Here is a 26,705-nt window from a genome sequence, read left to right on the forward strand (position 1 = left end):
GTGGTGGGTCTGGGACCGAGTCTGCCGAGGTCGGGGAGGTGGAGGGAGTGGTGAGAAGTTCCTAGGGGGGACGCACCCACCCACGCGGATCCCGGAAGTTCGTTCAGCGGAGGGTGAGGAAGAGTGGACTCTCCGTGGTGGTATCGCGGTGATACCGCCTCGTGTCTACGCTTGGGGTATGGCTATGACCCTTCGCTTGAGTGACGAGCAGACCGAGGCCCTCCGCAAGCGTGCGGAGGCTGAAGGGCGGAGCATGCAGCAGATCGTGCTGACAGCCGTTGAGGAGTATCTCGCGCGGCACAGTGCCGACGAGGAGGTGCGCCGCCTCGGTGCCAAGTCGCGGGAGCGTTGGCGGACGGTGCTCGATCGGCTGGGCGAGTGACTCGCTACCTCACGCTCGAGCAGGTTCTCGAGCTGGCGGAGGCCGAGCTCGGCGACGTCCTGGCTGTCAGGGACCTCGGCCTCCTCGATTCGGCGGTGCACCGGCCGGGCTCGTCCATGTTCGGGCAGGAGGCCTACCCCGATCTCATCACCAAGGCCGCCGCGCTGCTGCAATCGCTGGCGACCAATCACCCGCTCATCGACGGCAACAAACGCCTGTCGTGGCTCGTGACGGACGTCTTCCTGCGGTACAACGGCCTCGAGCTCGACACTGACGACGACTCGGCCTACGAGCTCGTCATCGCCGTCGCCTCGGGCAAGCTCACCGAGGTGGACGAGATCGCCGCCGTCCTGCGCACCTTCACCTGAGCCCGCGCAGGCCCGTCACCCTCGCCGCGTCGTCTCGTCGCTAGCATCGGCCTGTTCCCTCGGGCTGGCCTGTCCGTTCGGGTCGGCCTGTCCGTTCGGGCTGGCCTGTTCGCCTGGGTCGGCCTGTCCGCCCGAGCCGGCCTGTTCGCCTGAGCCGCCCCCACCCCGAGTGCCCGTCCCCTTGCCCGGGCCCGTCTCATCCAGCGGCGTCAACGCCGCCGTGGCCTCCTCGTGCTCCATCCCCGTAGCCTGCAGCAGATCCACCACCACGGACCGCAACTGCGCGATGATCACATGCGCGGAGAACCCCAGCCGCGCCGGCCGCTCCCGGGCCGCCACCGCCAGCAGCGCCTGCCGGGCCAGGGCAGGCTCACGCCCGGCGCCCAGCTCCAGTTGCAGGAGCAGCGCCGCCTCCGACACCTCGCGCATCGCCTCCGCCAGCGCGGCGGGCGGCGGGCTGGCCTCGCCGAGGGAGGCCAGGGTGCGCCTGCTGAGGACGCGGGCGTTGCGCAGCGCCAGGTCCACGGGCACGGCGGCGGTCTCGTAGCGGGCCAGGCGGGCCCGCCGGTGCCAGTGCAGCGGCGAGATCATCGTGATCTCCTTGCTGGTCTCCAGCGCGGCCTCGAACTCCTCCACCGCCGTCTGCGTCGTGCGCGCCTCCTCCAGCGCTTCGGCGGCCAGGTCGGCGTCGCGTTTCTCGATGGCCTCCGCCGCCCGTTCGAGCACCGTGGACAGCGCGTCGAGCACCCCCGACAGGTGTTTGGCCGCGATGGCGTACGGGCTGGCGGGCAGCAGGGCGACGGCCGCGATGCCGATGACGCCGCCGGTGAGCGCGTCGGCCATGCGGTCGAGGCCGCCGGCGCCGTCGCCGGGCACCAGGGTGGTGACCAGCACGGCTGAGGAGCCGGCCTGGGCGACGAACAGGGCTCCGCTGTTGAGCAGCACGGCGACCGTCATGGCGAGGGCGACGACGAGCGCGAGCTGCCAGGCGCCGGAGCCGATCCACGAGACCAGCAGGTCGCCGACGCCGACGCCGAGGCTGACCCCGACGACCAGCTCGACGACCCGCCGCAGCCGCTGCCCGAGGCCGACGCCCACGCAGATCAGCACGGAGATGGGGGCGAAGAACGGGCGGGGGTGGCCGAGCAACTCGATGGCGGCGGTCCAGGCCAGGGCGGAGCCCACCGCGCACTGCGCGATCGACGGCGCTGTGAGGCCGAACGTGCCCAGCCGTTCCTTGACGAGATCGCTGAGCCTGTTTAGCACCCTTCCACCATGGCGGATCTTTATGACAGTAAGGTCACGTTTGCCCCAGCTAAGTCCTTTTCGTCAGGTGTGGGCGGTGGCTCCGGACGGACGTCCAGAGGCGGGAGCGCGGCGACGGCCTCCTCGCGTTCGGTGCCCGTCGCCTGGAGCAGGTCCACGATGATCGACCGGAGCTGGGCGATCATCACGTCCGCCGAGAAACCCCACCGCTCGGCCCCCTGCCGCGACGCCACGGACAGGATCGCCAGGCCCGCCCTCTCCGGGGAGCGGCCCCCGGCCAGCTCGTCGCGCAGCAGCACGGTCGCGTCGGCCAGCTCGCGCAGCGCCCCTGGCAGCCAGGGCGGCAGCGGGCTGGAGCCGTCGAGCGCCACGATCGCCCGCCTGGCCAGCACCCTGGCGTTGCGCAGCGCGTGGTCGAGCGGCACGGCCGCCGTCCGGTAGCCCTCCAGCCTGGGGCGGCGGTGGCGGTGCAGCGGCGAGATGGTGGCGATCTCGTGGCTGGTCTGCAGCGCCTGCTTGAACTCCTCCACGCTCGTCTGCGTGCCCCGCGCCGCCTCCAGCGCCTCACCGGCCAGCGCCGAGTCGGACCGCTCGATCGCCTCGGCGATCCGGCGCAACGCGTCGGCCAGCGCGCCGAACATGCCGGTCGCGTGCCGCGCGGCCAGCGCCGACGGGCTGGCGGGCAGCAACGCCACGGCCAGCAGCCCCATGAGGCCGCCGACCAGGGCGTCCAGCATGCGGTTGAGCCCGCCCAGACCGGACGGCGGCAGCAGCGTGGCGACCAGCACCGCCGACGAGCCCGCCTGCAGCACGATCAGCGAGCCGCTGTCGAGCAGCACCGCCACCGTCATGGCGAGGGCCACCACCAGCGCGATCTGCCAGGCGCCCGAGCCGATCCACGACACCAGCAGGTCGCCCACGCCGACGCCCAGGCTGACCCCGACGACCAGCTCGCCCACCCGCCGCAACCGCTGCCCGAGGCCCACGCCGATGCACACCACCACCGCGATCGGCGCGAAGAACGGGCTGGGATGACCCAGCACCTCCTTGGCCACCAGCCACGCCAGCGCGGCGCCCGCCGCGCACTGACCGATCGAGGGCGCCATCAGCCGGAGCCTGCTCAGGCGCTGGTGCAGGTGCATGTCAACCACGCACCTACCCTGGCCTGGGAACGTGACACGGCGGTTACAGGCCGATGAGAACGGTGCAATCGAGCGCCGCGTCCTGCTCAGCCTCAGACCTGGGGAGGATGGCCGAGGAAGGCGTCCACCGCGCGCAGGAACTCCTTGCGGGCGTCCATGTGGACCAGGTGCCCGGCCTCGATCCTGACCAGCTCCGCCGCCGGGATCCGCGCCGCCACGTCCGGCTCGAACGGGCTGAGCGTCCCCGACAGCACCAGCGTGGGCGCCGTGATCTCCTTGAGCCCCTCGCCCCACGTGGGTTCGAGCATCTGCCGCTCGGTCTGGTGCACCATCCGCCAGTCGAACCCGGTCGAGTCGTCCTCCACGATCGGAGAACGCCCCGTCAGCGGGTACGCGGGCGGCGGGTCCTCCAGCACGAGCCGCTCGATCCGTCCCGGATGCCCGGCCGCCACGAGAGCGGCGACCACGCCGCCGAGCGAGTGCCCGATGAGCGTGACCCGCCCGACGCCCAGGTGGTCGAGCAGCGCCACCACGTCCGCCGCCATGCCGGGCAGCGGGTACTCGCCCGGGTGGTCGCTGGCCCCGTGGCCGCGCAGGTCGGGCACGAACACGTGGTGACGGGCGGCGAAGTGCTGGGTGATGCCGTTCCAGTCGTTGTGGTCGGCGGTACGGCCGTGGATCAGCATCAGCGGCGGAGAGGAGGGGTCGCCCTCCTCACGGTAGACGAGTCTGAGCCCGTTGACGTGCGCGTCGCGAATCACAGCCCGACCCTACGACGTCAGCGCACCTTGACATCACCGCCGGTCTTCATGGGCACACATTGACCATGAACCCCGCCGGCCGGCTCGGTAGCGTGGGGACCCGCCGCCAGCAGAAAGGGCAACGCATGCCGGACCCGATCGAAGTGCGCAAGGTGCCGATCGAGAGCGTCACCGACGCCTCCGGCCTGGCCAGGCTCATCGCCGACGGCGTGATCGAGGCGGACCGGGTGCTGGCGGTCATCGGCAAGACCGAGGGCAACGGCGGCGTCAACGACTACACCCGCATCCTCGCCGACCGCGCCTTCCGCGAGGTCCTGGCCACTCACGGGCATCCGTCGCCGGAGAGCGTCCCGCTGGTCTGGTCGGGCGGCACGGACGGCATCCTCAGCCCGCACGCCACCGTCTTCGCCACCACGGCCGACGCCCCCGCCTCCGAGGAGCCCAGGCTGTCCGTCGGCGTCGCGATGAGCGAGGTCATCCTGCCCGAGGACATCGGCCGCCCCGCCATGGTGGAGAAGGTCGCCGCCGGCGTACGGGAGGCCATGAAGATCGCCGGCATCGACGACCCGCGCGACGTCCACTACGTCCAGACCAAGACGCCGCTGCTCACCCTGGCCACCATCACCGACGCCAAGAGCCGCGGCCAGGACACCGCCATCGAGGAGACCGGCCCCTCCATGGACCTGTCCAACTCGACCACCGCCCTCGGCATCGCCGTCGCGCTCGGCGAGATCGAGATGCCGGCCGCCGGCCAGATCCACAAGGACCTGTCGCTGTACTCGTCCGTCGCCTCCTGCTCGTCGGGGGTGGAGCTGGACCGCGCGCAGATCGTGCTGGTCGGGAACGTGCGGGGGATCGGCGGGCGCTACCGCATCGGGCACAGCGTCATGAAGGACGCGCTGGACGCCGACGGCATCTGGCAGGCCATCCGCGACTCCGGCCTCTCCCTGCCCGACCGGCCCCACCCGTCCGACCTCGGGGGGAGGCTGGTGAACGTGTTCATGAAGTGCGAGGCCGACCCGTCGGGGCGGGTGCGCGGGCGGCGCAACATCATGCTGGACGACTCGGACGTGCACTGGCACCGGCAGATCAAGGCGGCCGTGGGCGGGGTGGCCGCTTCGGTCACCGGGGATCCGGCGGTGTTCGTGTCGGTGGCGGCCGTGCACCAGGGGCCGTCGGGCGGCGGGCCGGTGGCGGCGATCGCCGACCTGGGCTGATCTACCTGCATCGGGAGTCATACAACTCGGGCTGTTCGGCGACGGTGCGCGTACATCTACCTATGTAGAGTTCGAGACATGCGGGCCGGTTTACGGATGACCATGCCGACGCAGGCGGTCCTGCGGGCCTTCCTGGACGATCCCCCGCGCGAGCGTTACGGGCTGGAGTTGTGCGAGGTCGCGGGGCTGCCCAGTGGGACGTTGTATCCGATTCTGGCCCGGCTGGAGCAGGCCGGGTGGGTGGAGAGCCGGTGGGAGGACCCGGAGGCCCACGTGGCGGAGGGGCGTCCCCGGCGTCGTTACTACCGGGTCACCACGGATGGGGCGCAGCAGGCGCGGGAGGCGGTCGCGGAGGCTTACCGGGCGCGTAGGCAGCGGGTGCCGGGGTGGGTGGTGGGCTTGCCGTGAGCGGGCATCTGCAGCCTTTGCTGAAGGTCGCCGGTGGGTCGCTGACCGGTGAGCAACTGGGGGTGGTGCGGCGCGCGTACGAGGTGGCCGACCGCTGGCACAGCGGGCAGTTCCGCCGGGACGGGAGCCCCTTCATCACCCATCCGGTCGCCGTCGCCGTGATCGTGGCCGAGCTGGACCTGGATCACGAGATGTTGTGCGCGGCGCTGCTGCACGAGGTGCCCACGGACGCTGAGGCGTTCGGCGAGCGGATCACGGACCTGCTGCATGGCATGCGGATGCTTGACGACGCCGAGCGCCGACCGCCCGATTGGGCTGTCTCGACGGACGAGCGCGTGCTCACGCTCAAGCTCGCCGACCGGCTGCACAACCAGCGCACGATCAGCGGTCTGCCCGAGAGCAGGCAACGGGTGAAGTCGCAGGAGAACCTGGACGTCGTCGCACCCGTCGCGCGAAGGCTCGGGCTGACGGAGGTCGAGGAGGAGTTGCGGCGGCTGGCCATGGCGAACCTGTCCGGGCTCGGTGGCGCCCAGGCCTGCTTCGGCGTCATCACCGCAGGCGCGATCATGCTTCCGGCAGGCGTTCGGGGCAGGTGGCTGGAGGAATGGCTGGGGGAGTTGCTCGCGCTGCCCGGCGGAAGGGCTCGGCTGAGATTCGTGTGCTGGCTGATGGCCGGGATGCCGCGGATGGCGCTGACCCTGCGTCGGCGGGATGCCCTCCGGCGTGGTGGTGGAGTGGTGGGTGCGGTGGTGCGGTGCCTGCGCTGGGTCGTGCGGTCGGACCTGCGGACATGGGCCCTGCTCACGCCGCTGCTCGCCTGGCTGGTGCTGGACGCGGCGGCCGAGCGGGTCGCCGACGCCGTGGTGATCGCGATCACCGTGCCGCCCGTACTGGTCGCGGCGGTTCGCGCGATCCGGGCCAGGCTCGGGGGCGGTGACGGGCGCGGGTAGTCTCGGACGCTGTGCCGAGCATCCCGCAACCCCTTGACCCGAACGACGACGGCAGCGCCGCCCCCGCCGTCGCCGCCGCGCTGGCCGCCTACGAGGCGGGCACGGCCGGTCCCGCCGAGGTGCTGAACGCGCTGGGCGGCGCCCGGCTGCTGGTGCCCGTGGTGGCGCTGCTGACCGAGTCCGAGGTGGGGGAGCACGGGCTGCGGCAGGAGAAGGAGAGCGAGATGGCGCTGCCCAAGCTCGTCGGGCAGGACGGCCGGGAGGCGGTGCTAGCGTTCACCGGCACGTCGGCGCTGACCCGGTGGCGGCCGGACGCGCGGCCGATCCAGGCCACGACGCTGCAGGTCTGCCGGGCCGCCGTGCAGGAGCGGGCGGCGGCGGTCGTGGTGGACGTGGCGGGGCCGGTGCAGTTCGTCATCGAGGGCGAGGTGCTGGCCGCGCTGGCGGCGGTGGAGTCAGGGACGGTGAACGAGCTGGACGGGGTGACGGTGGCCAGAGTGGAGGAGGCCGCGCCGCCGCGTAAGCGCCGCTGGTTCTCACGGCGACGCTGAGCCGCTTCCGGTCTCCGATGCGGACGCGCTGTGCCGCGTCAGGTTCGGAACGGCGGTGCTGCGCCGCTGCCATACCGGATTCGTATGGCCGGGCGAGGCACGTGGCCGGGTGCGGCTAGCGTCGGCCGGGTGGTCGCACTCATGGCGCTGGCCGGCCTGTTCTGCGGAGACCGCATCCGCTCGCTGGCCGCCTCCTACGACGGCTACGCCGCCGCAACCCCCCGCCGCTGGCCGGCCGTGGAGCTGGTGAGTGCCGCCGTGGCCGCACTGGTCGCCTGGCGGGCGGGCACGCCGTACGTGTGCTTCGCCGTGATCGCCGTGGCCCTGGCCGTCATCGACTGGCGCACCAGCACGCTGCCCGACGCGATCACGCTCCCCGCGTACCCGATCATGATGCTGGCGCTGCTGCCGACGGGAGAGCTGCCCAGGGCGCTGGCCGGCGGCGTGGTGCTGACGGCGGTGTACGGGCTGCTGTGGTTCGTCAGGCCGGAGGCGATGGGGTTCGGCGACGTCAAGATCGCCGGGCTGATCGGGATGGCGGCGGCGGCGATGAGCTGGCAGGCGCTGCTGGCGGCGGCGTTCTGCGGGCAGTTGCTCGGCGCGCTGTACGCGCTGTCCCTGCTGGCGACGGGCCGCGGCACCAGGCACACCCAGTTCCCTTTCGGCACCTTCATGCTGCTCGGCACGCTGCCGACACTCTGTCTCGCATCGTGACCGAGGGACATCTCACTAGGCCGTACATGGAAGACTTGTACGCATGTTGCGCTGGTTGACCGCCGGAGAGTCCCACGGGCCCGAACTCGTCGCCGTCCTGGAAGGCCTGCCGGCCGGGGTAGAGGTGACCACGGCCGCGATCGACGAGGCCCTGCGCCGCCGCAGGCTCGGATACGGGCGCGGCGCGCGGATGAAGTTCGAGCAGGACGAGGTGACGATCGTCGGCGGCGTCCGGCACGGGCGCACGATGGGCAGCCCGGTCGCGATCCGCGTGGGCAACACCGAGTGGCCGAAGTGGGAGAAGGTCATGTCGGCCGACCCGGTCGATCCGGCCGAGCTGGAGGGGATGGCGCGCAACGCGCCCAGGTCGCGTCCCCGTCCCGGCCACGCCGACCTGGCGGGCATGCAGAAGTACGGCTTCGACGACGCCCGCAACGTGCTCGACAGGGCCAGCGCCAGGGAGACGGCCGCGCGGGTGGCGCTGGGCGAGGTCGCCAGGCGCTTCCTGAAGCAGGCGCTCGGCGTCGACATCGTCAGCCACGTGACCGAGATCGGCGGCGCCCGCACCCCGTCGCAGACGCTGCCCGGCCCCGGCGACCTGGCCAGGATCGACGAGGACCCGGTGCGCTGCTCCGACGCCGAGGGCAGCGCCGCGATGGTCGCCGTGATCGACAAGGCCCACAAGGACGGCGACACGCTCGGCGGCGTCGTCGAGGTCCTCGCCTACGGCCTGCCGCCGGGCCTGGGCAGCTACACGCACTGGGACCGCAGGCTCGACTCCCGGCTGGCCGCCGCGCTCATGGGCATCCAGGCCATCAAGGGTGTCGCGGTCGGCGACGGCTTCGAGACCGCGCGCAGGCCGGGCTCCCGCGCCCACGACGAGATCGAGTACACCACCGCCGACGGCGTGCGCCGCATCACCAACCGCGCGGGCGGCGTCGAGGGCGGCATGACGAACGGCGAGATCCTGCGGGTCAGCGCCGCCATGAAGCCGATCTCCACCGTCCCCAGGGCGCTGGCCACGATCGACGTCAAGACGGGCGAGGCCGCCAAGGCCCACCACGAGCGCTCCGACGTGTGCGCCGTCCCGGCGGCGGGCATCGTGGCCGAGGCGATGGTCGCGCTGGTGCTGGCCGACGCGGCGATCGAGAAGTTCGGCGGCGACTCCGTGGAGGAAGTCGCCCGCAACCTGTCCGGCTACCTCTCTTCCATGGTGATCAAATGACACGCGTTGTGCTGATCGGCCCGCCCGGGTCCGGCAAGAGCACGCTCGGGCGGCTGCTCTCCGAGCGGCTCGGCCTCGGCTTCCGCGACACCGACGCCGACGTCGAGGCCGTGGCGGGCAAGCCCGTCTCCGACATCTTCGTCGAGGACGGCGAGACCCGCTTCCGCGAGCTGGAGCACGAGGCCGTGCGCCGCGCGCTGGCCGAGCACGACGGCGTCCTGTCCCTGGGCGGCGGAGCGGTGCTGCACGAGGAGACGCAGGCGCTGCTCGCCGGTCACCACGTCGTCTACCTGCAGGTGGGCCTGGCGGACGCGGTGCAGCGGGTCGGGCTGGCCTCGGCCAGGCCGCTGCTGGTGCTCAACCCGCGCAGCCAGCTCAAGAAGCTCATGGAGGAGCGCAGGCCCGTCTACGAGCGGCTGGCCGTGGTCACCGTGGTGACCGACAAGCGCGAGCCGGAGGAGCTCGCCGACGAGATCGTCAAGGGGCTGCCCGCATGACCAAGGCGACCGCGATCGTGAAGGGGTGCCTGGCATGACGGCCGCGACGAGGATTCACGTGCGCGGCGACAGCCCGTACGACGTGGTCGTCGGCACCGGCGTGCTGGCCGAGCTGACCACGCTGCTCAAGCCCGGCGTCCGCACCGTGGCGGTGATCGGCCCCGAGACGCTGCCCGAGATCACCCGGCCGGTCGGCGCGGCGCTGTCCGAGGCCGGCTACCAGGTCGTCGAGCTGCCCGTGCCCGACGGCGAGGCGGCCAAGACCGTCGAGGTGGCCGCGCGGCTCTGGTCCGAGCTGGGCAGGCACGGCGTCACCCGCTCCGACGCCGTGGTCGGCGTGGGCGGCGGCGCGACGACCGACCTGGCGGGTTTCGTGGCGGCCACGTGGCTGCGCGGCGTGCAGGTCGTGCTTGTGCCCACGACGCTGCTGGCCATGGTCGACGCGGCGGTCGGCGGCAAGAACGGCATCGACACGCCCGAGGGCAAGAACCTCGTCGGCACCTTCCTGCCGCCCGTGGGCGTGCTGTGCGAGCTGTCCACGCTGGCCGGCATGCCGAAGGACGACTACGTCGCGGGCCTGGCCGAGATCATCAAGGGCGGCTTCATCGCCGACCCGGAGATCCTGCGGCTCATCGAGGAGGACCCGGAGGCGGCCACCCGCCCCGACGGCCCCCACACGCGCGAGCTGATCGAGCGCAAGATCCAGGTCAAGGCCGACGTCGTGGGCGCCGACCTGCGCGAGGCGGGCCTGCGCGAGATCCTCAACTACGGCCACACGCTCGCCCACGCCATCGAACGCGACCGCCACTACGGCATCCGCCACGGCGAGGCCGTCGCCATCGGCATGGTCTACGCCGCCGAGCTGTCCAGGCTCTCCGGCCGCGCCGACCTGGTGGCCCGCACCCGCGCCATCCTCACCAGCGTCGGCCTGCCCATCACGTACGCCGCCGACGCCTGGCCGAGGCTGCGCGACCACATGCGCCTGGACAAGAAGAACCGCGGCGCCAAGCAGCGCTTCGTCGTGCTCGACGACCTGGCCAGGCCGGGCCGCCTCGAAGGCCCCGCGGAAGAGCTGCTCGAAGCCGCCTACAAGGAGATCTCCGCATGATCCTCGTGCTCAACGGGCCCAACCTGGGCCGTCTCGGCAAGCGTGAGCCGTCCATCTACGGCGCCGACACGTACGAGGACCTCGTCAACCTCTGCCGCGAGACCGGCGGCAAGCTCGGCCACGACGTCGAGGTGCGCCAGACCGACTCCGAGGCCGAGCTGATCGGCTGGATCCACGAGGCGTGCGACGGGCGGATCCCGGTCGTGCTCAACCCGGCCGCCTTCACCCACTACTCCTACGCCCTGCGCGACGCCATCGCCCAGCGCACCGCGCCGCTCATCGAGGTGCACATCTCCAACCCCGCGGCCAGGGAAGAGTTTCGCCATACCTCCGTCGTGGCCGGGGTGGCGACAGGCACCATCGCGGGGTTCGGACTACAGTCGTACGTCCTTGCGCTGCACGCTATCTCGGAGATGAACACCACCTCATGAGGCACTACAAGTCCTTCGTCGCCCTCGGCGACAGCTTCACGGAAGGGCTGAACGATCCCGGGCCGGACGGGCACTACTGTGGCTGGGCCGACCGGGTGGCCGAGCGGCTCGCCGCCGACGAACCCGGCTTCCGCTACGCCAACCTCGCCGTACGCGGCAAGCTGCTCGACCAGATCGTGGCCGAGCAGGTGCCGCTGGCCGTCGACATGGCGCCCGACCTGGTCAGCTTCTGCGCCGGCGGCAACGACCTGCTGCGGCCCGGCAGCGACCCGGACGTCATGGCCAAGAAGCTCGCCCTGGCCGTGCGCGACCTGCGGGGCTGCGGGGCGGAGGTGGTGCTGTTCACGGGGGTCGATCCGCGTGACACGCCGCTGATGCGGCGGCTGCGCGGGCGCTTCGCCGTCTTCTACCTGCACCTGCGGTCCATCGCCGACCTGTACGGGTGCCGGCTCGTCGACCAGTGGTCCATGCAGGGGCTGCGCGACTGGCGGGCGTGGAGCCCCGATCGGCTGCACATGAACGAGGACGGGCACCGGCTGGTGGCGGCCCGGGTGCTCGACGTGCTGGGGGTGCCGTTCGACGACTGGCGCAAGGAGTGGCCGGAGCGGGAGGTCGATCCGCGGGCCCGGCGGCGGGAGGACGCCCAGTGGTTGCGGGAGCATCTGGTGCCGTGGGTGTCGCGGCGGCTGCGCGGAGTGTCCTCGGGGGACGGTCTGTCTCCCAAGCGGCCCGATCTCGCGCCGTGGATGTGAGCTTGCCGGTCTGATCGCCGGGGCGGCCCCCGCGCCCGCATGCCGTCATCGCCGGTCGGCCGGCCAGAAGCGCCCATGACACCACCAACGGGGCAGGGCCGCCGGACCGCGCCCCGTCGCGCGCCGACAGCAGCATGACGGGGACGAGCAGTGCCGGCGACGCCAGGCCGGTGACGGCGTTCAGGGCGAGCGCGAGCGTGTCCGCGAGCACGGCGGCCACCCCCGCCCATGCGGGTCAGCGCGGGCCGTGTCCGGATCGCGGCAGCAGTCTGCCCTGTGCGTGAGCCGCCGGGGAGTAGGGCTGGGTCTACCCCGGAGGGTGGGGATTCTCCACCGGCGAGGGTGGTCCAGGGCCCATGGCGTACACGCCCCCGCTCCGCGAGGCTGAAGGACGCGCCGAGCGCCGTCCCCGGCCGGGCGGACGAGAACGAGGGAGAGCCGTGATCGAAGTGCGGGACCTGACCCTGCGGTACGGCCGCACGGTCGCCGTGGACGACCTGACCTTCACCGTGAGACCGGGCGTGGTGACCGGGTTCCTGGGCCCGAACGGCGCGGGAAAGTCCACGACCATGCGGGCCGTGCTCGGGCTGGAGGTCCCTGACAGGGGCGAGGCGCTGGTGGACGGCCGCGCGTACGCGTCGTTGCGCCGTCCGATCCGCACCCTGGGGGCGCTGCTCGACGCCGGGGCCGTGCACGGCGGCCGGACCGCCCGCGCCCACCTCGCCTGGCTGGCCCGCAGCAACGGCATCGGCGCGGGCCGGGTGGCCGCGGTGCTGGAGCAGTCCGGCCTGGCCGGCGTCGCGGACCGGCGGATCGGCACGTTCTCGCTGGGGATGAAGCAGCGGCTGGGCATCGCGGCGGCGCTGCTCGGCGACCCGGCGGCGCTGATGCTGGACGAGCCGCTGAACGGGCTGGACCCGGAGGGCATCCGCTGGCTGCGCGGCCTGCTGCGCTCGCTCGCCGGCGAGGGCCGCACCGTGTTGCTGTCCAGCCACCTGATGAACGAATTGGCGCTCACCGCCGAGCACGTCATCGTCATCGGGCGCGGCCGGCTGGTCGCCGACACCAGTACGGAATCCCTGGCCGGGCACTTCCAGGGCGACGTGCTCGTCCGCACGCCGTCCCCGGAGCGGCTCGCTGACGTCCTGCGCGCGCACGGAGCGACGGTGGTGGCCGGGGACGACGCCGCCCTGTCCGTCCGGGACCTGGCGGCGTCCGACATCGGCGCCCTGCCCGTCCGGGACCTGGCGGCGTCCGAGATCGGCGCGCTGTCCGTCCGCGACCTGACGGCGTCCGAGATCGGCGCGCTGGCGCTGTCCGCCGGGGTCGCGCTGGCGGAGCTGACGCCGCGCGGCGCGTCGCTGGAGGAGGCGTTCATGCGGCTCACCGGCGACAGCACCGACTACAGGACCGCCCCTCGGGAGGCCGTGCGATGATCGACGCGATCGCCGCGGAGTGGCTGAAGCTCCGCTCACTGCGCTCGAACCTGTACCTGCTGGCCTGCTCGGTGGCAGCCGTGGCCGCCTGCGCCGGGATCGCGTTCATGATCGGACGTGGCTTCGACAACCAGACCGTGGACGAGCGGATGGCCTTTCCCGCCAACGGGGACGGCCTCGGCAACGGCATCGCGGTCGCCTACGTCGTCTTCGCCCTGCTGGGAGCGCTGGCGATCACCTCGGAGTACGGCACCGGCATGATCCAGTCGAGCCTGGCGGCCGTGCCGCGCCGGCAGGTGCTGCTGCTGGCCAAGGTGCCGGGCCTGGCCGCCGTCACGCTGGTGGCGGGTCAGGCGCTGGCGTTCGCCATGCACGCGGCCTCCATGGCGGTGCTCGGCGACCGGGCCGGGCAACTGCTGCGGGAAGGGGTGCCGCTGGGCACGCCGCTGTCGCATCCGGGCGTGCTCGCCTCGGTGATCGTCACCGGGCTGTCGATGGCCGCGGTCGCGCTGATCGGGCTCGGCGTCGGGGCCGCCGTCCGCTCCACGCCAGGCGCGCTGGTCGTGCTGGCCGTGATCATCGTGGTGCTGCCGGTGGTGGCCAGGACGCTGCCCATGCCGCTGCGCGCGCAGGCGGGCTCGTTCATGATCGAGAACTTGCCGCTCCAGATCGCGGGGGCCGGCGGTGGGAGTCTGTCCTCGGCCGCGGCGGCGGGGCTGCTCGTCGGGTACGTGATCGCCGCCCTCACGGCCGGGGCCACGGTGATCGCGCGGAGGGGACGCCGGATCAAGGCGCTGGCGGTCGGCGTGGTCGCGACCGTGCTGGTCTCGGCGGTGCCCGCCGCGACCGTCCTGCCGGGATCGAGCCGGGCGATCCTGGCCTGGGCGCGGTGCGCGGACCAGGAGCTGCTCCGGGAGATGCGCTGCGCCTCCATCACCGTCCCCCTGAACTGGGCCGAGCCGTCCGGGCGGAAGATCGAACTCACCGTCGGGCTGCTGCCCGCGACCGGCGTCCAGCGGCGGATGGGCACGGTGTTCGCGGTGCCCGGCGGCCCCGGCGCCTCGGGCGTCTCCTCGCTGAGCGAGAACGCCGCCGGCTTCGCCGAGCTGCGCGACCGGTTCGACGTGGTCAGCGTCGAACCACGCAACACCATCGACAAGGGCGTGCTGTCGTACGAATGCCTCACCTCGGGCCCCTGGATCACCTGGCCCGACACGCCCGCCGAGTACGCCGAGCTCGGCAGGAGCAACAGGGCGGCGGCCGAGCGCTGCCGCGCCGCCGACCCCGAGTTCTTCGACCACATGGACTCGGCCTCGGTGGCGCGCGACATGGAGGCCATCCGGGCCGCGCTGGGCGAGGACAGGCTGAGCTTCATCGCCAACTCCTACGGCGGCATGCCCGCGCTCGCCTACTCCCGGCTGTTCCCGGGGCGGGTGCGGGCGATGGCGTTCGACGGCACGGCCAACCCGTACCAGCCCCGCGCGCAGAGCAGGCTGCCCCACGAGGCCGCCTTCGCCCGGTTCGCCGCCTGGTGCGCGAAGGCCGCCGCGTGCGCCCTGCACGGCCGGGACGTCGGTGAGGTCTGGCGGGCGCTGGTGGCTCGGGCCGACCGGGTGCCGGTGCCCGTCAAGGGCGAGCGGGCCGCCTACAGCGGGTTCGACATCAAGGAGGCCGCCGCGCCCAGCGTCATCTCGCCCGGACCCGCGCCCGAGCATCCCCGCTGGGTGGAGCTGGCCGAGGCGATCGAGCGGGCCGCCGCAGGGGACGCGTCCGGGTTCGCCGACTATGTCCGGCGGAGCACGAAGAGCGTGAAGGTTCCCTCGTTCACGGGGATGAACATGACGCACTGCCTGGACGGGCTGGGCTTCGAGAGCTACGAGGCGTACGTGGAGCAGCGGCGTGAGGGGGAGCGGCTGCTGCCCAACCTGGCCGGGATCGAGTTGTGGCATCCGCTGGCCTGCGTGGGCTGGCCTTCGCCCGTCACCAACCCGCCCGGGCCGCTGCCCGCCGGTGAGCTGCCGCCCTACCTGGGGGTGGGCTCGCTGACGGACTTCGACGCGTCGGCTGACCTGGTGCGGCGGGTGCCTGGTTCGGGGGCGATCCAGTACCTGGATCATGGGCACGGGCTCTACAACGCGGGCAACTCCTGCGTCATCGCCCACGTGAACCGATACCTGACCAGCCTGCGCCTGCCCGCGCCCGGTGCCGTGTGCCCGAAGGCCGCCGCCTGACTGCCCCGCGCAGAGCGGCCCGGGGCCTGGCGTCGCCACACGACCGGCTCGGAGCCGCGCGGCGGGCGCCTGGCTGCGGGCCGCGTGGGAAGCGTGGTGCGGAGGTGCGGAGGTGCGGAGGTGCGGGCGGCGTGCGGAGGTGGCGGGCGGCGGGCGGGCCGCGTGGAGAGCGTGGTGCGGAGGCGCGGGCGTCGTGCGGAGGCGCGGGCGTCGTGCGGAGGTGGCGGGTGTCGTGCGGTCCGGCCGGTCAGGGCGCCTCGGTGGCCAGGCGCTTGAGGGCCGCGCGGGGGATGGCCGGGTCCGTGGTGCGCCAGAACGGCGGCAGGGAGTTCAGCAGGAAGCCGCTGTAGCGGGCCGTGGCGAGGCGAGGGTCGAGGACGGCGATGACGCCCTTGTCGTCCTGGGAGCGCAGGAGGCGGCCGGCGCCCTGGGCGAGGAGGAGGGCGGCGTGGTTGGCCGCCACCGCCATGAAGCCGTTGCCGCCCCTGGCCGCCACGTGGCGCTGGCGGGCCGAGGTGAGGGGGTCGTCGGGGCGGGGGAAGGGGACGCGGTCGATGATGACGAGGCGGAGCGAGGGGCCTGGGACGTCGACGCCCTGCCAGAGCGACAGGGTGCCGAACAGGCAGGTGGGCTCGTCCTCGGCGAACTGCTTGACCAGGAGCATCGTGGAGTCGTCGCCCTGGCACAGGAGCGGCACGTCGAGGCGGTCGCGCAGGGCCTCGGTGGCGGCCTTGGCGGCGCGCATGGAGGAGAACAGGCCGAGCGTGCGGCCCCCGGCGGCCTCGATCAGCTCGGTGATCTCGTCGAGGTACTGCTGGGGCAGGCCGTCGCGGCCCGGCTGGGGCAGGTGCTTGGCGACGTAGAGGATGCCGGCGCGGGGGTGGTCGAACGGGGAGCCGACGTCGATGCCCTGCCACTTGCCGTCGGCCAGGCCCCACTGGGCGGCGAGCGCGTCGAAGGTGCCGCCGAGCGCCAGGGTGGCGGAGGTGAGGACGACGGTGCGCTCGCCGAACAGCTTGTCGCGCAGCATGCCGGCCACGGTGAGGGGGGCGACGCGGAGCGAGGGCGGGCGGCGGTCGGTGCCGGAGTCGAGCCAGACCACCTCGGCCCGGTCGGACTCGGAGGCGTGCCCGTAGGCGTCGAGCATGCGCACCGCCGTGTCGTGCACCTCGTCGAGCGCGGTGAACGCGGCCTTGCGCTGGCCCGCCTTGTCGGGGTCGTCCTTGTCGGCGTTGCGCGGCCCCATGGCGGTGATGCAGCGCCAGGCGGTGTCGCGGATGAGCTGGAGGGTGAGGCCGAGCACCTGCGGCATGTCGTCGATGCGGCCGGGCGGGGCGGCGGCCAGCAGCGCCTTCAGGTCTTCGCCGGCCTCCATGAGCTGGTCGGCGACGGGCTGGTCGATGAGGCGGCCGACGCGGCGCACGGCCAGCATGACGGAGGTGTCGGACAGCTCGCCGGTGACGACGGACGTGACGCGGTCGACCAGCTCGTGCGCCTCGTCCACGACGACCACGTCGTGCTCGGGCAGGACGGGCAGGTCGCCCATGGCGTCGATGGCGAGCAGCGCGTGGTTGGTGACGACGACGTCGACCTCGCCCGCGCGGGCCCTGGCCATCTCGGCGAAGCACTCGGCGCCTGAGGGGCAGCGGGTGGCGCCCAGGCACTCCTGGGCGCTGACGGAGAACTGGCGCCAGGCCTGCTCGCTGACGCCGGGCACCAGCTCGTCGCGGTCGCCGGTCTCGGTCTCCTCGGCCCACTCCTGGATGCGCTGCACCATGCGGCCGGTGGCGCTGACCTCGCGCGGGTCGAAGAGCTGGTGCTGCTCGTCCTCCTCGGGCCAGCCCGCCGTGGCCTTGTAGCGGCACAGGTAGTTGCGGCGGCCCTTGAGGATGGCGAACGTCGGCTCGTGCGGCAGCTCCTTGCCGAGCGCGGCGGACAGGCGCGGCAGGTCGCGGTCGACGAGCTGGCGCTGCAGCGCGATGGTGGCGGTGGAGATGACGACGGGGGAGTCGCTGTCCATGGCGTGCCGGATGGAGGGCACGAGGTAGGCCAGGGACTTGCCGGTGCCGGTGCCCGCCTGGACGGCCAGGTGCTCGTCGTCGTCGATGGCCTTCTGGACGGCGCGGACCATGGTGACCTGGCCCTGCCGTTCGCTCCCGCCGAGAGCGTCGACCGCGATGCTGAGCAGTGTGTCCACTGGTGGGAGATGGGAGTCCGGCACGGCACTAAACGCTACCGGCATTCCGGGGTCGCCGCGCCGAACGCGGTGTGATCGGCCAGACGCATCCCGGCGTTCCCGGATACTCCCGGCGCGTCGCGTGGCACACTGGGCGATCGGAACTCCAACTGGTCATGGAAGATCTTCACTGGGTGTGACCGGAGGGAGTCCGGGTGTAGATGGTCAGGCCGGTTCCTCTGGGTTTTCCGGGGTTGAGTGGACGAATAAAGGCTGGTTAAAGCAGTATGTCTGCCATGTCGGAAGTTGTCCCGTTGCCGTCGTTCGGCGAAGTCTTCTTCGATGCACGAGGTCAGGAGCGGTGCCTCCGCGTCACGTGGCATGAGGGCACGCTGGTCCTCAGCCTGTGGCGCGGCGAGATGTGCACAGCGAGCTTCCGCATGCCGATGGAGGATGTCGGCCGGCTGCTCGACACCCTCGACGAGGGGTTCGCGGAGGCCACGGGCGAGCAGCCCGCCGTCCCCGCGCACGACCCCGGCACGGAGGTCATGCCGGGCACCGGCACCTACCACCGGCCGCAGCAGCACGGCCAGCAGCCGCCACCGCAGCTCGACGAGCGGCCCACCGCCGCCCTGTCGCCCAACGACGTCCTGGTGGCCAGGGGCCCCGCCCCGCAGGACAAGCTGGTGGCCTCCTACAGCGAGACCACCGGTCCCAGGGACACCACCCCGGCGTACGGGGAGCGCTCGCCCTTCACCGGCCCGCAGTACGTGGAGGGCGCGGGCGGCCCTCAGTATCCGGACGCGGGCGGCCCGCAGTACCCCGACGCGGGAGCCCCGCGCTACGTGGAGACGACGGGCCCGCAGCCGAAGTACACCGGCGACCCGTTCAGCGGCCCCCAGTACACCTCCGACCCGCTGAGCGGCCCCCACTACACGCAGCCCGCCCAGCCCGAGCCGTTCACCGGCCCGCAGTACGTGGACGGCAGCGAGCCCGTCTACCAGATGCCCGGCGGCGACCGGCGCAGGCAGGCGCCGCTCAGCACCGACCCGCTGGGCTTCCCCTCCCAGGCCGCCGAGCCGTACCAGGCCGCCGAGCCGTACCAAGCCGCCGAGCCGTACCAGGCCGCCGAGCCGTACCAGGCGGCGGAGCCGTACCAGGCCGCCCAGCAGCAGCCGTACCAGCAGGACCCGTACCCCTCCGACCCGTACGGGGGCCGCCGCTCCGACAACTACCAGCAGCCCCAGCCCCAGGCGAGCACCGCGGGGCTCGGCACGCCCATGCACGGCATCCCGGGGGCGGGCCGCCGCCGCGCGGCCCCGCAGCAGCCCCAGCAGCCGGCCCAGGACTACGGCTCCTACCAGCAGAGCCAGCCGCAGCCCAACCCGGTGGACCCGCTGCTGGCGCTCGGCCGCCAGGAGCAGTACCCGCCGCAGGACCAGTACGACCAGTACAGGCAGGACCACTACGGCCAGGACCAGTACACGCAGCAGCCCGACGCGGGCATGTCCCGCCCGTACGTCGGGGACCCCATGTTCTCCACGGGCGAGCGCCTGCGCCCGGAGCAGCCCGACTACCACGAGAGAAGCGACCGCAGGGAGTGGTGAGGTCCCGCCGCGGCGCGGCGGGTACGCTCTCGGCGGGACGATGGAGCTGAGGCGGTCGGCTCACGATCGCCCGGTCGGGGGCTGGAGGGGCGTCGGTGGATCCGAGCACGGGTTTGCAGTTGCTGCTGCTCGCCGGAGGCGCGGTCGGGGTGGCGGCGGTCGCGCGGCACAAGGGCTGGCCGGCCCCGCTGCTGCTGGTCGCGGCCGGGCTGCTGGTCTCGCCGCTGGTGCCGGCGGTGCCGCTGCAGCCGGAGCTGGTGCTGTACGTGTTCCTGCCGCCGCTGCTCTACTCCGCCGCCCTCGACAGCTCCTACCTGCGGCTGCGTGACGTCAAGCGGTCGGTGGGGCTGCTGTCGGTCGGGCTGGTGCTGTTCACCACGGTCGCGGTCGGGCTGGTCGTGCACCTCATGCTGCCGAGCCTGCCGCTGGCGCTGGCGTTCGCGCTGGGCGCCATCATCGCCCCGCCCGACGCGGTGGCGGCGGTCGCGGTGGGGCGGCGGCTGGGCCTGCCGCGCAGGTCGCTGACCATCCTCATCGGCGAGAGCCTGTTCAACGACGCCACCGCGCTGACGCTCTACCGCGTGGCCATCGGGGCGGCCGTGGGCGGCGCCGTCAGCCTGTGGGAGGGGCTGGGGGAGTTCCTGTTCGCCGCGGCGGGCGGGGTGGCGATCGGGCTGGCGCTGGCGTTCGTGTTCGCCTGGGTCTTCCGGCGCACCCGCGACTCGCTGGTGGAGAACACGCTGATGCTGCTGATCCCGTTCGCCGCCTACCTGGCGGCGGAGAGCGTGCACGCCTCGGGCGTGATCGCGGTGGTGATCGTCGGCCTCTACCTGGGCAACCGCATGCACCTGCGGGGGTTCGGCACCAGGCTGGTGTCCGACGCGGTGTGGAAGGTGACCGACTTCTTCCTGGAGGCGATCGTCTTCGCGCTGATCGGGCTGCAGCTCGTGACCGTGATCGAGGGCATCAGCGGCTACAGCGCCTGGGCGGTCGCCGGCTACGCGGCGGCGGTGCTGGCGGTGACGATCGTCAGCAGGTTCGTCTGGATGTTCGGGGTGACCTGGGCGATCAGGCTGTGGCGCAAGGACAGCGCGCCGTCGGCCGCCGAGACGGTGATCCTCGGCTGGGCGGGCATGCGGGGCGTGGTGTCGCTGGCGGCGGCGTTCTCGATCTCGGGGGTGCCCACGCGGGACCGGGCGCTGCTGCTGTTCCTGACGTTCACGACGGTGATCGGCACGCTGCTCATCCAGGGCACCACGTTCCCCGCGCTGATCAGGCGGCTGGGCGTGTCGAGCGAGGCCGAGCAGTACGAGGACCGGCTGGCCGAGGCGGCGGCGCAGCAGGCCGCGCTGGAGGCGGGCCTGGCGGAGCTGGAGCGGCTGGTCGGGCAGCTCGACGGCGAGCCCGACGAGATCCAGCGGCAGGTGGTCGAGCAGCTCAGGGAGAAGTCGTGGCGCCGCTCGCTCACGGCGTGGGAGCGCCTGGGCGGCGGCACGGGCGCGGGCGGCGCGGAGACGCCCAGCGCCCTCTACCGCCGCCTGCGGCGCGACATGCTGCAGGCCGAGCGGGAGGTGTTCGTCCGGCTGCGCGACGAGCGCCGCCTGGACGACGAGGTGCTGCGCGAGGTGATGGCGCAGCTCGACTTCGAGGAGGCGATCCTCGAAAGGTGATGCTCACCCCATCTGGCTGTCCGCGAAGCACCACCGCCAGCTCTCGCCCGGCTCGAACGACTGGATGACCGGGTGGCCCGTCTCCCGGAAGTGCCCCGTGGCGTGCTTGGCCGGCGAGGAGTCGCAGCACCCGATGTGACCGCACTCCAGGCAGCGCCGCAGGTGCACCCAGCGGCCTCCCACGGCCAGGCACTCCTCGCAGCCCTCCGGCGTCTTCGCGGCGGGGTCGTCGGCCTCGGAAAGATGCTCACAAATTGCCATACCGGAAATCCTAGGTGCACCGTGCCGCGCGATTTCGGCCGGGCCTCTTGTCGGTCGCTGAGCAAGCGTGGACATTGGCCTCATCGGGGGGAGTGACACAGGCCACACAATCCCGGGAGCCGCGCGTGCTCGAGGTACGCAACCTGGAGGTCGTCTACGACGACGTGATGCTCGTGCTGCGCGGCGTGAGCATCCGCGTGCCGCCCGGCTCGATCGTGGCGCTGCTCGGCGCGAACGGCGCGGGCAAGACCACCCTGCTGCGCGCCCTGTCGGGGCTGCTCGACGTGCACGACGGCGAGATCACCAAGGGCGAGGTCACGCTGGAGGGCCAGCCCATCCACCACCTGCGGCCCGCCCAGATCGTCCGGCGCGGCGTCAGCCAGGTGATGGAGGGCCGGCGCATCCTGTCGGAGCTGACCGTCGAGGAGAACCTGAAGGTCGGCGGCCACACGGCCGCCCGGTCGCACCTGGACCGCGTCTACGGCCTGTTCCCCCTGCTGCGGGAGCGGCGCAGGAGCGTGTCGGGCTACCTGTCGGGCGGCGAGCAGCAGATGCTGGCCGTCGGCAGGGCCCTCATGGCGGGCCCCAAGTACCTGCTGCTGGACGAGCCCAGCCTGGGCCTCGCGCCGTCGCTGGTGGGCCAGGTGCGCGACCTGATCGTGGAGATCAACCGCCAGGGCACCACGGTCCTGCTGGTCGAGCAGAACGCCACGATGGCGCTGTCCATCGCCTCGCACGGCTACGTCATGGAGACCGGGAAGATCGTGATGGACAAGCCGTCGGGGGAGCTGCTCGCCGACGAGGACATCAAGGAGTTCTACCTGGGGGCCGTCCGGTCCTTCCGCGAGATCAAGCACTACAAGCGGAGAAAAAGATGGCTCTCCTGACGTTCGAGGACGTGCACCTGAGCTTCGCCGGGGTCAAGGCCATCGACGGCGTCTCCTTCGAGGTGCGGCAGGCGGAGCTGCTCGCCGTCATCGGCCCGAACGGGGCGGGCAAGACGTCCGTCTTCAACGTGCTGTCGGGCGTCTACCGGCCGCAGAGCGGGCGGGTCACCTTCCTCGGCGAGGACCTGCTGGCCCGCCGCCCGCACGAGATCGCGGCCATGGGGCTGGCGCGGACGTTCCAGAACGTGGAGCTGTTCCACAACCTGACCGTCCTGGACAACCTCATGCTCGGCCGCCACCACCACTTCCGTTACGGCGCGCTGTCGGCGCTCGCCTGGTACGGCCGCGCCAGGCGGGCCGAGCTGGCGGCCCGCGCCCGCATCGAGGACATCATCGACTTCCTGGAGCTGGAGGCCTGGCGGCGGCACCCCGTGCGGCTGCTGCCGTACGGGATCCAGAAGCGGGTGGAGCTGGGGCGGGCGCTGGCCATGGAGCCCCGGCTGCTGCTGCTGGACGAGCCCGTGGCCGGCATGAACCTGGAGGAGACCGAGGACATGGCCAGGTTCGTCCTGGACATCCGGGATGAGCTGGGCATCCCGGTCGTGCTCGTGGACCACGACATGGCGCTGGTCATGGATTTGGCCGACCGGGTGCTGGTGCTGGACTTCGGCCGCCCGGTCGCGCTCGGCGAGCCGGCCGAGGTGCAGCGGGATCCCGCGGTCATCGAGGCGTACCTGGGAGGGACCGCATGAGCGTGGGCGTCGTGTCGAGGACCGCCACCATCGTCACCAGGGTGCGCGAGCGCGCCAGGAACGCCCCCGACGCCGTCGCCATGCGGCACAAGGACTTCGGCATCTGGCAGGAGGTCACCTGGGGCGCGTACTGGACGCAGGTCGAGCTGGTCGCGCACGCGCTGCTCGCGCTGGGCGTCGAGCCGGGCGACCGGGTGGCCGTGCACGCGGAGAACCGCCCCGAGTGGCTCTACGCCGACCTCGGCACGGTCGCCGCGCGCGCGATCACGGTCGGCCTGTACCCCACGAACCCGCCCGCCGAGGTCGCCTACCTGCTGGCCGACTCGGGCGCGAAGATCCTCGTGGCCGAGGACCAGGAGCAGGTGGACAAGGCGCTGTCCGTCCTCGACGAGTGCCCCGAGCTGCGGCGGATCATCTACCTGGAGCCGCGCGGCATCCGCGGGCGCTACGACGACGACGTACTGATGTCCTGGCCCGAGTTGCTCGCGCTCGGGGCGGAGCACCGCGCGGCGCATCCGGCTGCGGTGGAGCGCCGCCTGGCCGAGGCCGAGCCCGCCGACGTGATGACGCTCATCTACACCTCCGGCACCACCGGGCCGCCCAAGGGCGTGATGCTGACCGTCGCCAACGTCGAGTTCGCCGTGCGCACGCTGGTCGAGGGCGGCGGCTTCACCTCCCCGCCGCCCTCGGAGCGCGATCTGGCGCTGTCGTACCTGCCGCTGTGCCACGTGGCGGAGCGGGCGTTCACCGTCTGGTTCAACTCGGCGGCCGGGGTGCAGGTGAACTTCGCCGAGTCCATCGACACCGTGCAGGCGAACCTGCGGGAGGTGCAGCCGACGATACTGTTCGGGGTGCCGCGCATCTGGGAGAAGGTGCTCGCGCAGGTCAACATCAAGCTGGAGTCGGCCTCGCCGGTCAAGCGGGCACTGACGAGGTTCTGGCTGCGGGTGGCCGACCGGGTGGGCGACACGCTGGTGCGCACCGGCGGCCGGCACACACTCAGGACGCGGGCGGCGTACGCGGCGGGCTGGGTGTTCTGTTACCGCTCGCTGCGCGAGCGGCTCGGCATGCGGCGGGTCCGTTACGCCGCCTCCGGCGCCGCGCCGATCGCGCCGGACGTGCTCAAGTTCTACATGGGGATCGGCGTGCCCATGCACGAGGTGTACGGCATGAGCGAGAACACCGCCGTCGCCACCGCCAACCGCCCGGGACGGATCCGCCTGGGCACGGTCGGGGAGCCGCAGCCCGGCATCGAGCTGCGGATCGACGAGGCCACCGGCGAGATCATGACCAGGCACCCGGGGAACTTCGCCGGCTACTGGCGCAACCCGCGCGCCACCGCCGACGTGCTGGACGAGGACGGCTGGCTGCACACCGGCGACGTGGGCGAGTGGGTCGAGGGCACGCACGTGCGGATCACCGACCGGATGAAGGACATCATCATCACGGCCGGCGGCAAGAACATCGCGCCCAGCGAGATCGAGAACGCGCTGAAGGCGTCCCCCTACCTGAAGGAGGCCGTGGTCATCGGCGACCAGCGGCCCTACCTGGTGGCGCTGATCGGGATCGAGCTGGACACGGTGGGGGAGTGGGCGCGGCGGCGCGGCCTGCCGTACACCACCTACCGGGACCTGTCGGACAAGCCGCAGGTGCGGGAGCTGGTCCAGGAGATCGTGAACGGCGTGAACGAGCGGTTCGCGTACGTGGAGCAGGTCAAGCGCTTCGCGTTCCTGCCCAAGGAGCTCGACCACGAGGACGGCGAGCTGACCGCCACCCAGAAGGTCAAGCGCTCGGCCATCGCCAAGCTCTTCGAGGACCTGGTCGAAGGGATGTACGCCCGGTGAAGGGGCTGCTGGAGTCGGTGATCAGGGGCCTGGGGAACGGCTCGGTGTACGCGCTGCTCGCCCTCGGCTTCGTGATCATCTACAAGGCGACGCGGGTGATCAGCTTCGCCCAGCCCGCCCTCATGCTGGCCGGCGGCGTCGCGGTCAGCTACCTGGCCGCCCTGACCGGCTTCTACCCGGCCGTCCTGCTGGCGGCGCTGCTCATCGCGGCGGTGGCGCTGGTCGTCGAGCGGGTGTCGATCAGGCCGATGGTGGGCCGCCCGGTCTTCGTCGTGGCGATCATCACGCTCGGCCTCGACGTGGTGCTGCGGGTGATCGTGAACGGCTTCATCGGCCGGGACGTGCGGCAGGTGGGCGACCCGTGGGGGTTCACCCAGGTCTCGCTCGGGCCGCTGGTCGTGCAGTCGCGCTGGCTGGCCATGATGCTGGTCACCGCCGTGCTGGTGGCGCTGCTGTTCGCGTTCTTCCGCTATACGCGCTACGGGCTGGCCATGCGGGCGGCGGCCTTCGACCAGGAGATCGCGCTGGCGCAGGGGGTCTCGGTGGGGGCGGTGTTCGCGCTGTCGTGGGGGCTGGCCGGGTTCCTGGCGGCGATCGCCGGGATGTTCGTCGGCACCGGGCAGGGCATCGAGCAGATGACCTGGGTGATCGCGTTGAAGGCGCTGCCGGCGATCATCGTGGGCGGGCTCGACTCGCTGGGCGGGGCCGTGGTGGGCGGGCTCATCGTGGGCGTGGTGGAGTCGCTGTTCCAGTCGTACCAGGGGGAGTTCGCGCCCTGGCTGGGGCAGAACTTCGCGGTCGTGTCGCCGTACGTCGTCATGCTCATCGTGCTGATGGTGCGGCCGTACGGGCTGTTCGGGACGCGGGAGGTCGAGCGGGTATGACCGGGACGCGGACCACGGCGGGGGCGCCCCCCGACATACCGACCGGACGGTCTCGGTCGCGGCGGGTGCGCGGCAGGCCGCTGCTCTACACCTCCTACGCCCAGGACATGGCGCTGCTCGACACGCCCGCCAAGAAGGTCTCCACGGGGCTGCTGGTGCTGCTCGCGTTCGCGCTGGCGGTGCTGCTGCAGGACCGGTCGCTGGAGGTGCTGGCGGGGGCGTACGTGCTGGCCATCGGGGCGATCGGGCTGAACATCGTCACCGGGTACGCCGGGCAGGTCTCGCTCGGGCACGCGTTCTTCGTCGCGATCGGCGCGTACACGGCCGCCGCCGTCTCCGGCCCCGTGGACGGCGAGAACATCGGCTACGGCGTCGCCGAGCTGTGGATCTGGCTGCCCGCCGCCGGCCTGGTCGCCGCCGCGGCCGGGGTGCTGATCGCGCCGCTCGCCTCCCGGCTGCGCGGACTCTACCTGGCCGTCGTCACGCTCGGGCTGGTCTTCCTGGGCGAGCACATCTTCAAGGAGTGGCAGGAGCTGACCGGCGGCCCCGGCGTCGGCAGGGAGGCCGCGATCCCGCAGCTCTTCGGCGTGCGGCTGGACCAGGACGGGCCGCTCGGCACCAAGGAGCAGCTCCTCTACACGCTCATGCTGACGCTGCTCGTCGTCTTCGCGGTCGCCGCCCGCAACCTGGCCCGCTCCCGCATCGGCCGCGCCTTCGCCGCCATCCGCGACAGGGACATCGCCGCCGCCGTCATCGGGGTGCCGCTGACCCGCTACAAGGTGCTCGCCTTCGGCATCTCCTCGTTCTACGCGGGGTGCGCGGGCGGGCTGCTGTTCACGATCTCCGGGTACGTCGAGCCGTCGTCGTTCAACCTGCTGCTGTCGGTGCAGTTCATCGCCATGGTGCTGATCGGCGGGGTGGCGACGGTGTCGGGGGCGATCGCCGGGGCGCTGTTCATCTCGCTGCTGCAGCCGGTGACCAGGTCGCTGCCCGCGCTGGTGCCGTTCATCAGCGGGGACACCACGCAGACGCCGAACGTGTTCCAGGTCGAGACCGTTCTGTACGGGCTGCTGATCGTGCTGTTCCTCATCTTCGAGCCACGGGGCCTGTTCGGCCTGTGGATCCGGGTCCGCAACTACTGGAAGTCCTGGCCTTTCTCGTACTAGCTCGCTCAGGAGGGGTTCT

Annotated in this window: 26 protein-coding genes; 21 read left to right on the forward strand and 5 right to left on the reverse strand. The window is 72.3% G+C overall.

What is annotated here, in order from left to right:
* The first annotated feature begins 196 nt into the window (after nt 1–196).
* Together ABD331_RS01670 and ABD331_RS01675 are read left to right on the forward strand one after the other, a co-directional pair.
* Entirely contained in the window at nt 197–382 is a 186-nt protein-coding gene (locus tag ABD331_RS01670) for a CopG family transcriptional regulator (protein ID WP_344470347.1), read from the forward strand.
* Nucleotides 379–750, forward strand: a complete 372-nt coding sequence (locus ABD331_RS01675; protein ID WP_344470348.1) for a type II toxin-antitoxin system death-on-curing family toxin — start codon at nt 379–381, stop codon at nt 748–750. Before ABD331_RS01670 ends, ABD331_RS01675 begins: the two co-directional genes overlap by 4 nt.
* 15 nt (nt 751–765) lie before the next feature.
* Here the strand turns inward: ABD331_RS01675 and ABD331_RS01680 are convergent, their stop codons facing one another.
* From ABD331_RS01680 to ABD331_RS01690, 3 genes are all read right to left on the reverse strand, one after another.
* On the reverse strand, nt 766–2,016 hold the full coding sequence (locus ABD331_RS01680) for an FUSC family protein (protein WP_344470349.1): 1,251 nt from the start codon (nt 2,014–2,016) through the stop codon (nt 766–768).
* Nucleotides 2,017–2,036: 20 nt separating this feature from the next.
* Nucleotides 2,037–3,158, reverse strand: coding sequence for an FUSC family protein (locus tag ABD331_RS01685; protein WP_344470743.1), 1,122 nt, complete (start codon nt 3,156–3,158; stop codon nt 2,037–2,039).
* Nucleotides 3,159–3,250: 92 nt separating this feature from the next.
* Entirely contained in the window at nt 3,251–3,919 is a 669-nt protein-coding gene (locus ABD331_RS01690; protein WP_344470350.1) for an alpha/beta fold hydrolase, read from the reverse strand.
* Nucleotides 3,920–4,044: 125 nt separating this feature from the next.
* Here ABD331_RS01690 and bar point away from each other — a divergent pair, with 125 nt between their 5' ends.
* The 12 genes from bar to ABD331_RS01750 all read left to right on the forward strand — a co-directional run bounded on the left by bar (nt 4,045) and on the right by ABD331_RS01750 (nt 15,439).
* Nucleotides 4,045–5,136, forward strand: coding sequence for a barbiturase (bar, locus tag ABD331_RS01695; protein WP_344470352.1), 1,092 nt, complete (start codon nt 4,045–4,047; stop codon nt 5,134–5,136).
* A 78-nt stretch (nt 5,137–5,214) separates the two neighbouring features.
* The gene (locus ABD331_RS01700) at nt 5,215–5,544 is read left to right on the forward strand and encodes a PadR family transcriptional regulator (RefSeq protein ID WP_344470353.1); all 330 of its coding nucleotides are present in this window, start codon (nt 5,215–5,217) and stop codon (nt 5,542–5,544) included.
* A complete protein-coding gene (locus ABD331_RS01705; protein WP_344470354.1) occupies nt 5,541–6,494 on the forward strand; it encodes an HD domain-containing protein in 954 nt (317 codons plus the stop codon). Before ABD331_RS01700 ends, ABD331_RS01705 begins: the two co-directional genes overlap by 4 nt.
* A gap of 11 nt (nt 6,495–6,505) precedes the next feature.
* Nucleotides 6,506–7,045, forward strand: a complete 540-nt coding sequence (locus ABD331_RS01710) for an SseB family protein (protein WP_344470355.1) — start codon at nt 6,506–6,508, stop codon at nt 7,043–7,045.
* Nucleotides 7,046–7,174: 129 nt separating this feature from the next.
* Nucleotides 7,175–7,759: a prepilin peptidase gene (locus ABD331_RS01715; protein WP_344470357.1), complete on the forward strand. Its 585-nt coding sequence runs from the start codon at nt 7,175–7,177 to the stop codon at nt 7,757–7,759.
* 43 nt (nt 7,760–7,802) lie between these two features.
* Nucleotides 7,803–8,984: a chorismate synthase gene (aroC, locus tag ABD331_RS01720; RefSeq protein WP_344470358.1), complete on the forward strand. Its 1,182-nt coding sequence runs from the start codon at nt 7,803–7,805 to the stop codon at nt 8,982–8,984.
* Nucleotides 8,981–9,481 (forward strand): shikimate kinase, encoded by a 501-nt coding sequence (locus ABD331_RS01725; protein WP_344470360.1) that lies wholly within the window; start codon nt 8,981–8,983, stop codon nt 9,479–9,481. The genes aroC and ABD331_RS01725 overlap by 4 nt, the downstream gene beginning before the upstream one ends.
* A 34-nt stretch (nt 9,482–9,515) precedes the next feature.
* The gene (gene aroB, locus ABD331_RS01730) at nt 9,516–10,589 is read left to right on the forward strand and encodes a 3-dehydroquinate synthase (protein WP_344470361.1); all 1,074 of its coding nucleotides are present in this window, start codon (nt 9,516–9,518) and stop codon (nt 10,587–10,589) included.
* Nucleotides 10,586–11,020, forward strand: coding sequence for a type II 3-dehydroquinate dehydratase (aroQ, locus tag ABD331_RS01735; protein WP_344470362.1), 435 nt, complete (start codon nt 10,586–10,588; stop codon nt 11,018–11,020). Before aroB ends, aroQ begins: the two co-directional genes overlap by 4 nt.
* Nucleotides 11,017–11,772 (forward strand): SGNH/GDSL hydrolase family protein, encoded by a 756-nt coding sequence (locus ABD331_RS01740; protein ID WP_344470363.1) that lies wholly within the window; start codon nt 11,017–11,019, stop codon nt 11,770–11,772. The genes aroQ and ABD331_RS01740 overlap by 4 nt, the downstream gene beginning before the upstream one ends.
* Before the next feature lie 440 nt (nt 11,773–12,212).
* Entirely contained in the window at nt 12,213–13,208 is a 996-nt protein-coding gene (locus tag ABD331_RS01745; RefSeq protein WP_344470364.1) for an ABC transporter ATP-binding protein, read from the forward strand.
* Nucleotides 13,205–15,439: an alpha/beta fold hydrolase gene (locus ABD331_RS01750; protein WP_344470365.1), complete on the forward strand. Its 2,235-nt coding sequence runs from the start codon at nt 13,205–13,207 to the stop codon at nt 15,437–15,439. The genes ABD331_RS01745 and ABD331_RS01750 overlap by 4 nt, the downstream gene beginning before the upstream one ends.
* A gap of 247 nt (nt 15,440–15,686) precedes the next feature.
* On the opposite strand, the gene ABD331_RS01755 is transcribed toward ABD331_RS01750, so the two are convergent.
* Nucleotides 15,687–17,681: an ATP-dependent DNA helicase gene (locus tag ABD331_RS01755; RefSeq protein ID WP_344470366.1), complete on the reverse strand. Its 1,995-nt coding sequence runs from the start codon at nt 17,679–17,681 to the stop codon at nt 15,687–15,689.
* A 230-nt stretch (nt 17,682–17,911) separates the two neighbouring features.
* Between ABD331_RS01755 and ABD331_RS01760 the strand changes: the two genes are divergently transcribed.
* Nucleotides 17,912–19,222, forward strand: a complete 1,311-nt coding sequence (locus ABD331_RS01760) for a chromosomal replication initiator protein DnaA (protein ID WP_344470368.1) — start codon at nt 17,912–17,914, stop codon at nt 19,220–19,222.
* 95 nt (nt 19,223–19,317) lie between these two features.
* Nucleotides 19,318–20,892: a Na+/H+ antiporter gene (locus ABD331_RS01765; RefSeq protein ID WP_344470369.1), complete on the forward strand. Its 1,575-nt coding sequence runs from the start codon at nt 19,318–19,320 to the stop codon at nt 20,890–20,892.
* A 3-nt stretch (nt 20,893–20,895) separates the two neighbouring features.
* On the opposite strand, the gene ABD331_RS01770 is transcribed toward ABD331_RS01765, so the two are convergent.
* On the reverse strand, nt 20,896–21,153 hold the full coding sequence (locus tag ABD331_RS01770) for a UBP-type zinc finger domain-containing protein (protein ID WP_344470370.1): 258 nt from the start codon (nt 21,151–21,153) through the stop codon (nt 20,896–20,898).
* Between the two features lie 125 nt (nt 21,154–21,278).
* Here ABD331_RS01770 and ABD331_RS01775 point away from each other — a divergent pair, with 125 nt between their 5' ends.
* The 5 genes from ABD331_RS01775 to ABD331_RS01795 are packed head-to-tail and all read left to right on the forward strand — an operon-like array spanning nt 21,279 to nt 26,686.
* Nucleotides 21,279–22,040 (forward strand): ABC transporter ATP-binding protein, encoded by a 762-nt coding sequence (locus ABD331_RS01775; RefSeq protein ID WP_344470371.1) that lies wholly within the window; start codon nt 21,279–21,281, stop codon nt 22,038–22,040.
* Nucleotides 22,028–22,792, forward strand: a complete 765-nt coding sequence (locus tag ABD331_RS01780) for an ABC transporter ATP-binding protein (RefSeq protein WP_148434075.1) — start codon at nt 22,028–22,030, stop codon at nt 22,790–22,792. Before ABD331_RS01775 ends, ABD331_RS01780 begins: the two co-directional genes overlap by 13 nt.
* Nucleotides 22,789–24,636 (forward strand): AMP-dependent synthetase/ligase, encoded by a 1,848-nt coding sequence (locus ABD331_RS01785; protein ID WP_344470372.1) that lies wholly within the window; start codon nt 22,789–22,791, stop codon nt 24,634–24,636. Before ABD331_RS01780 ends, ABD331_RS01785 begins: the two co-directional genes overlap by 4 nt.
* Nucleotides 24,633–25,520 carry a branched-chain amino acid ABC transporter permease gene (locus ABD331_RS01790; protein ID WP_344470373.1) on the forward strand — a complete coding sequence of 296 codons (888 nt, stop codon included), beginning with the start codon at nt 24,633–24,635 and terminating at the stop codon, nt 25,518–25,520. The genes ABD331_RS01785 and ABD331_RS01790 overlap by 4 nt, the downstream gene beginning before the upstream one ends.
* Nucleotides 25,517–26,686, forward strand: a complete 1,170-nt coding sequence (locus tag ABD331_RS01795) for a branched-chain amino acid ABC transporter permease (RefSeq protein ID WP_344470374.1) — start codon at nt 25,517–25,519, stop codon at nt 26,684–26,686. Before ABD331_RS01790 ends, ABD331_RS01795 begins: the two co-directional genes overlap by 4 nt.
* Nucleotides 26,687–26,705 lie beyond the last annotated feature (19 nt).

Origin of the sequence: Nonomuraea monospora (assembly GCF_039531895.1) — a bacterium.
Lineage (GTDB): Bacteria > Actinomycetota > Actinomycetes > Streptosporangiales > Streptosporangiaceae > Nonomuraea > Nonomuraea monospora.

Coding starts and splice junctions, on each gene's coding strand:
- ABD331_RS01685 (WP_344470743.1), bottom strand. CDS start 3,158: ATGCACCTGCACCAGCGCCTGAGCAGGCTCCGGCTGATGGCGCCCTCG.
- bar (WP_344470352.1), top strand. CDS start 4,045: ATGCCGGACCCGATCGAAGTGCGCAAGGTGCCGATCGAGAGCGTCACC.
- ABD331_RS01700 (WP_344470353.1), top strand. CDS start 5,215: ATGCGGGCCGGTTTACGGATGACCATGCCGACGCAGGCGGTCCTGCGG.
- aroC (WP_344470358.1), top strand. CDS start 7,803: ATGTTGCGCTGGTTGACCGCCGGAGAGTCCCACGGGCCCGAACTCGTC.
- ABD331_RS01725 (WP_344470360.1), top strand. CDS start 8,981: ATGACACGCGTTGTGCTGATCGGCCCGCCCGGGTCCGGCAAGAGCACG.
- aroB (WP_344470361.1), top strand. CDS start 9,516: ATGACGGCCGCGACGAGGATTCACGTGCGCGGCGACAGCCCGTACGAC.
- aroQ (WP_344470362.1), top strand. CDS start 10,586: ATGATCCTCGTGCTCAACGGGCCCAACCTGGGCCGTCTCGGCAAGCGT.
- ABD331_RS01740 (WP_344470363.1), top strand. CDS start 11,017: ATGAGGCACTACAAGTCCTTCGTCGCCCTCGGCGACAGCTTCACGGAA.
- ABD331_RS01750 (WP_344470365.1), top strand. CDS start 13,205: ATGATCGACGCGATCGCCGCGGAGTGGCTGAAGCTCCGCTCACTGCGC.
- ABD331_RS01755 (WP_344470366.1), bottom strand. CDS start 17,681: ATGCCGGTAGCGTTTAGTGCCGTGCCGGACTCCCATCTCCCACCAGTG.
- ABD331_RS01760 (WP_344470368.1), top strand. CDS start 17,912: ATGTCGGAAGTTGTCCCGTTGCCGTCGTTCGGCGAAGTCTTCTTCGAT.
- ABD331_RS01770 (WP_344470370.1), bottom strand. CDS start 21,153: ATGGCAATTTGTGAGCATCTTTCCGAGGCCGACGACCCCGCCGCGAAG.
- ABD331_RS01780 (WP_148434075.1), top strand. CDS start 22,028: ATGGCTCTCCTGACGTTCGAGGACGTGCACCTGAGCTTCGCCGGGGTC.
- ABD331_RS01785 (WP_344470372.1), top strand. CDS start 22,789: ATGAGCGTGGGCGTCGTGTCGAGGACCGCCACCATCGTCACCAGGGTG.
- ABD331_RS01795 (WP_344470374.1), top strand. CDS start 25,517: ATGACCGGGACGCGGACCACGGCGGGGGCGCCCCCCGACATACCGACC.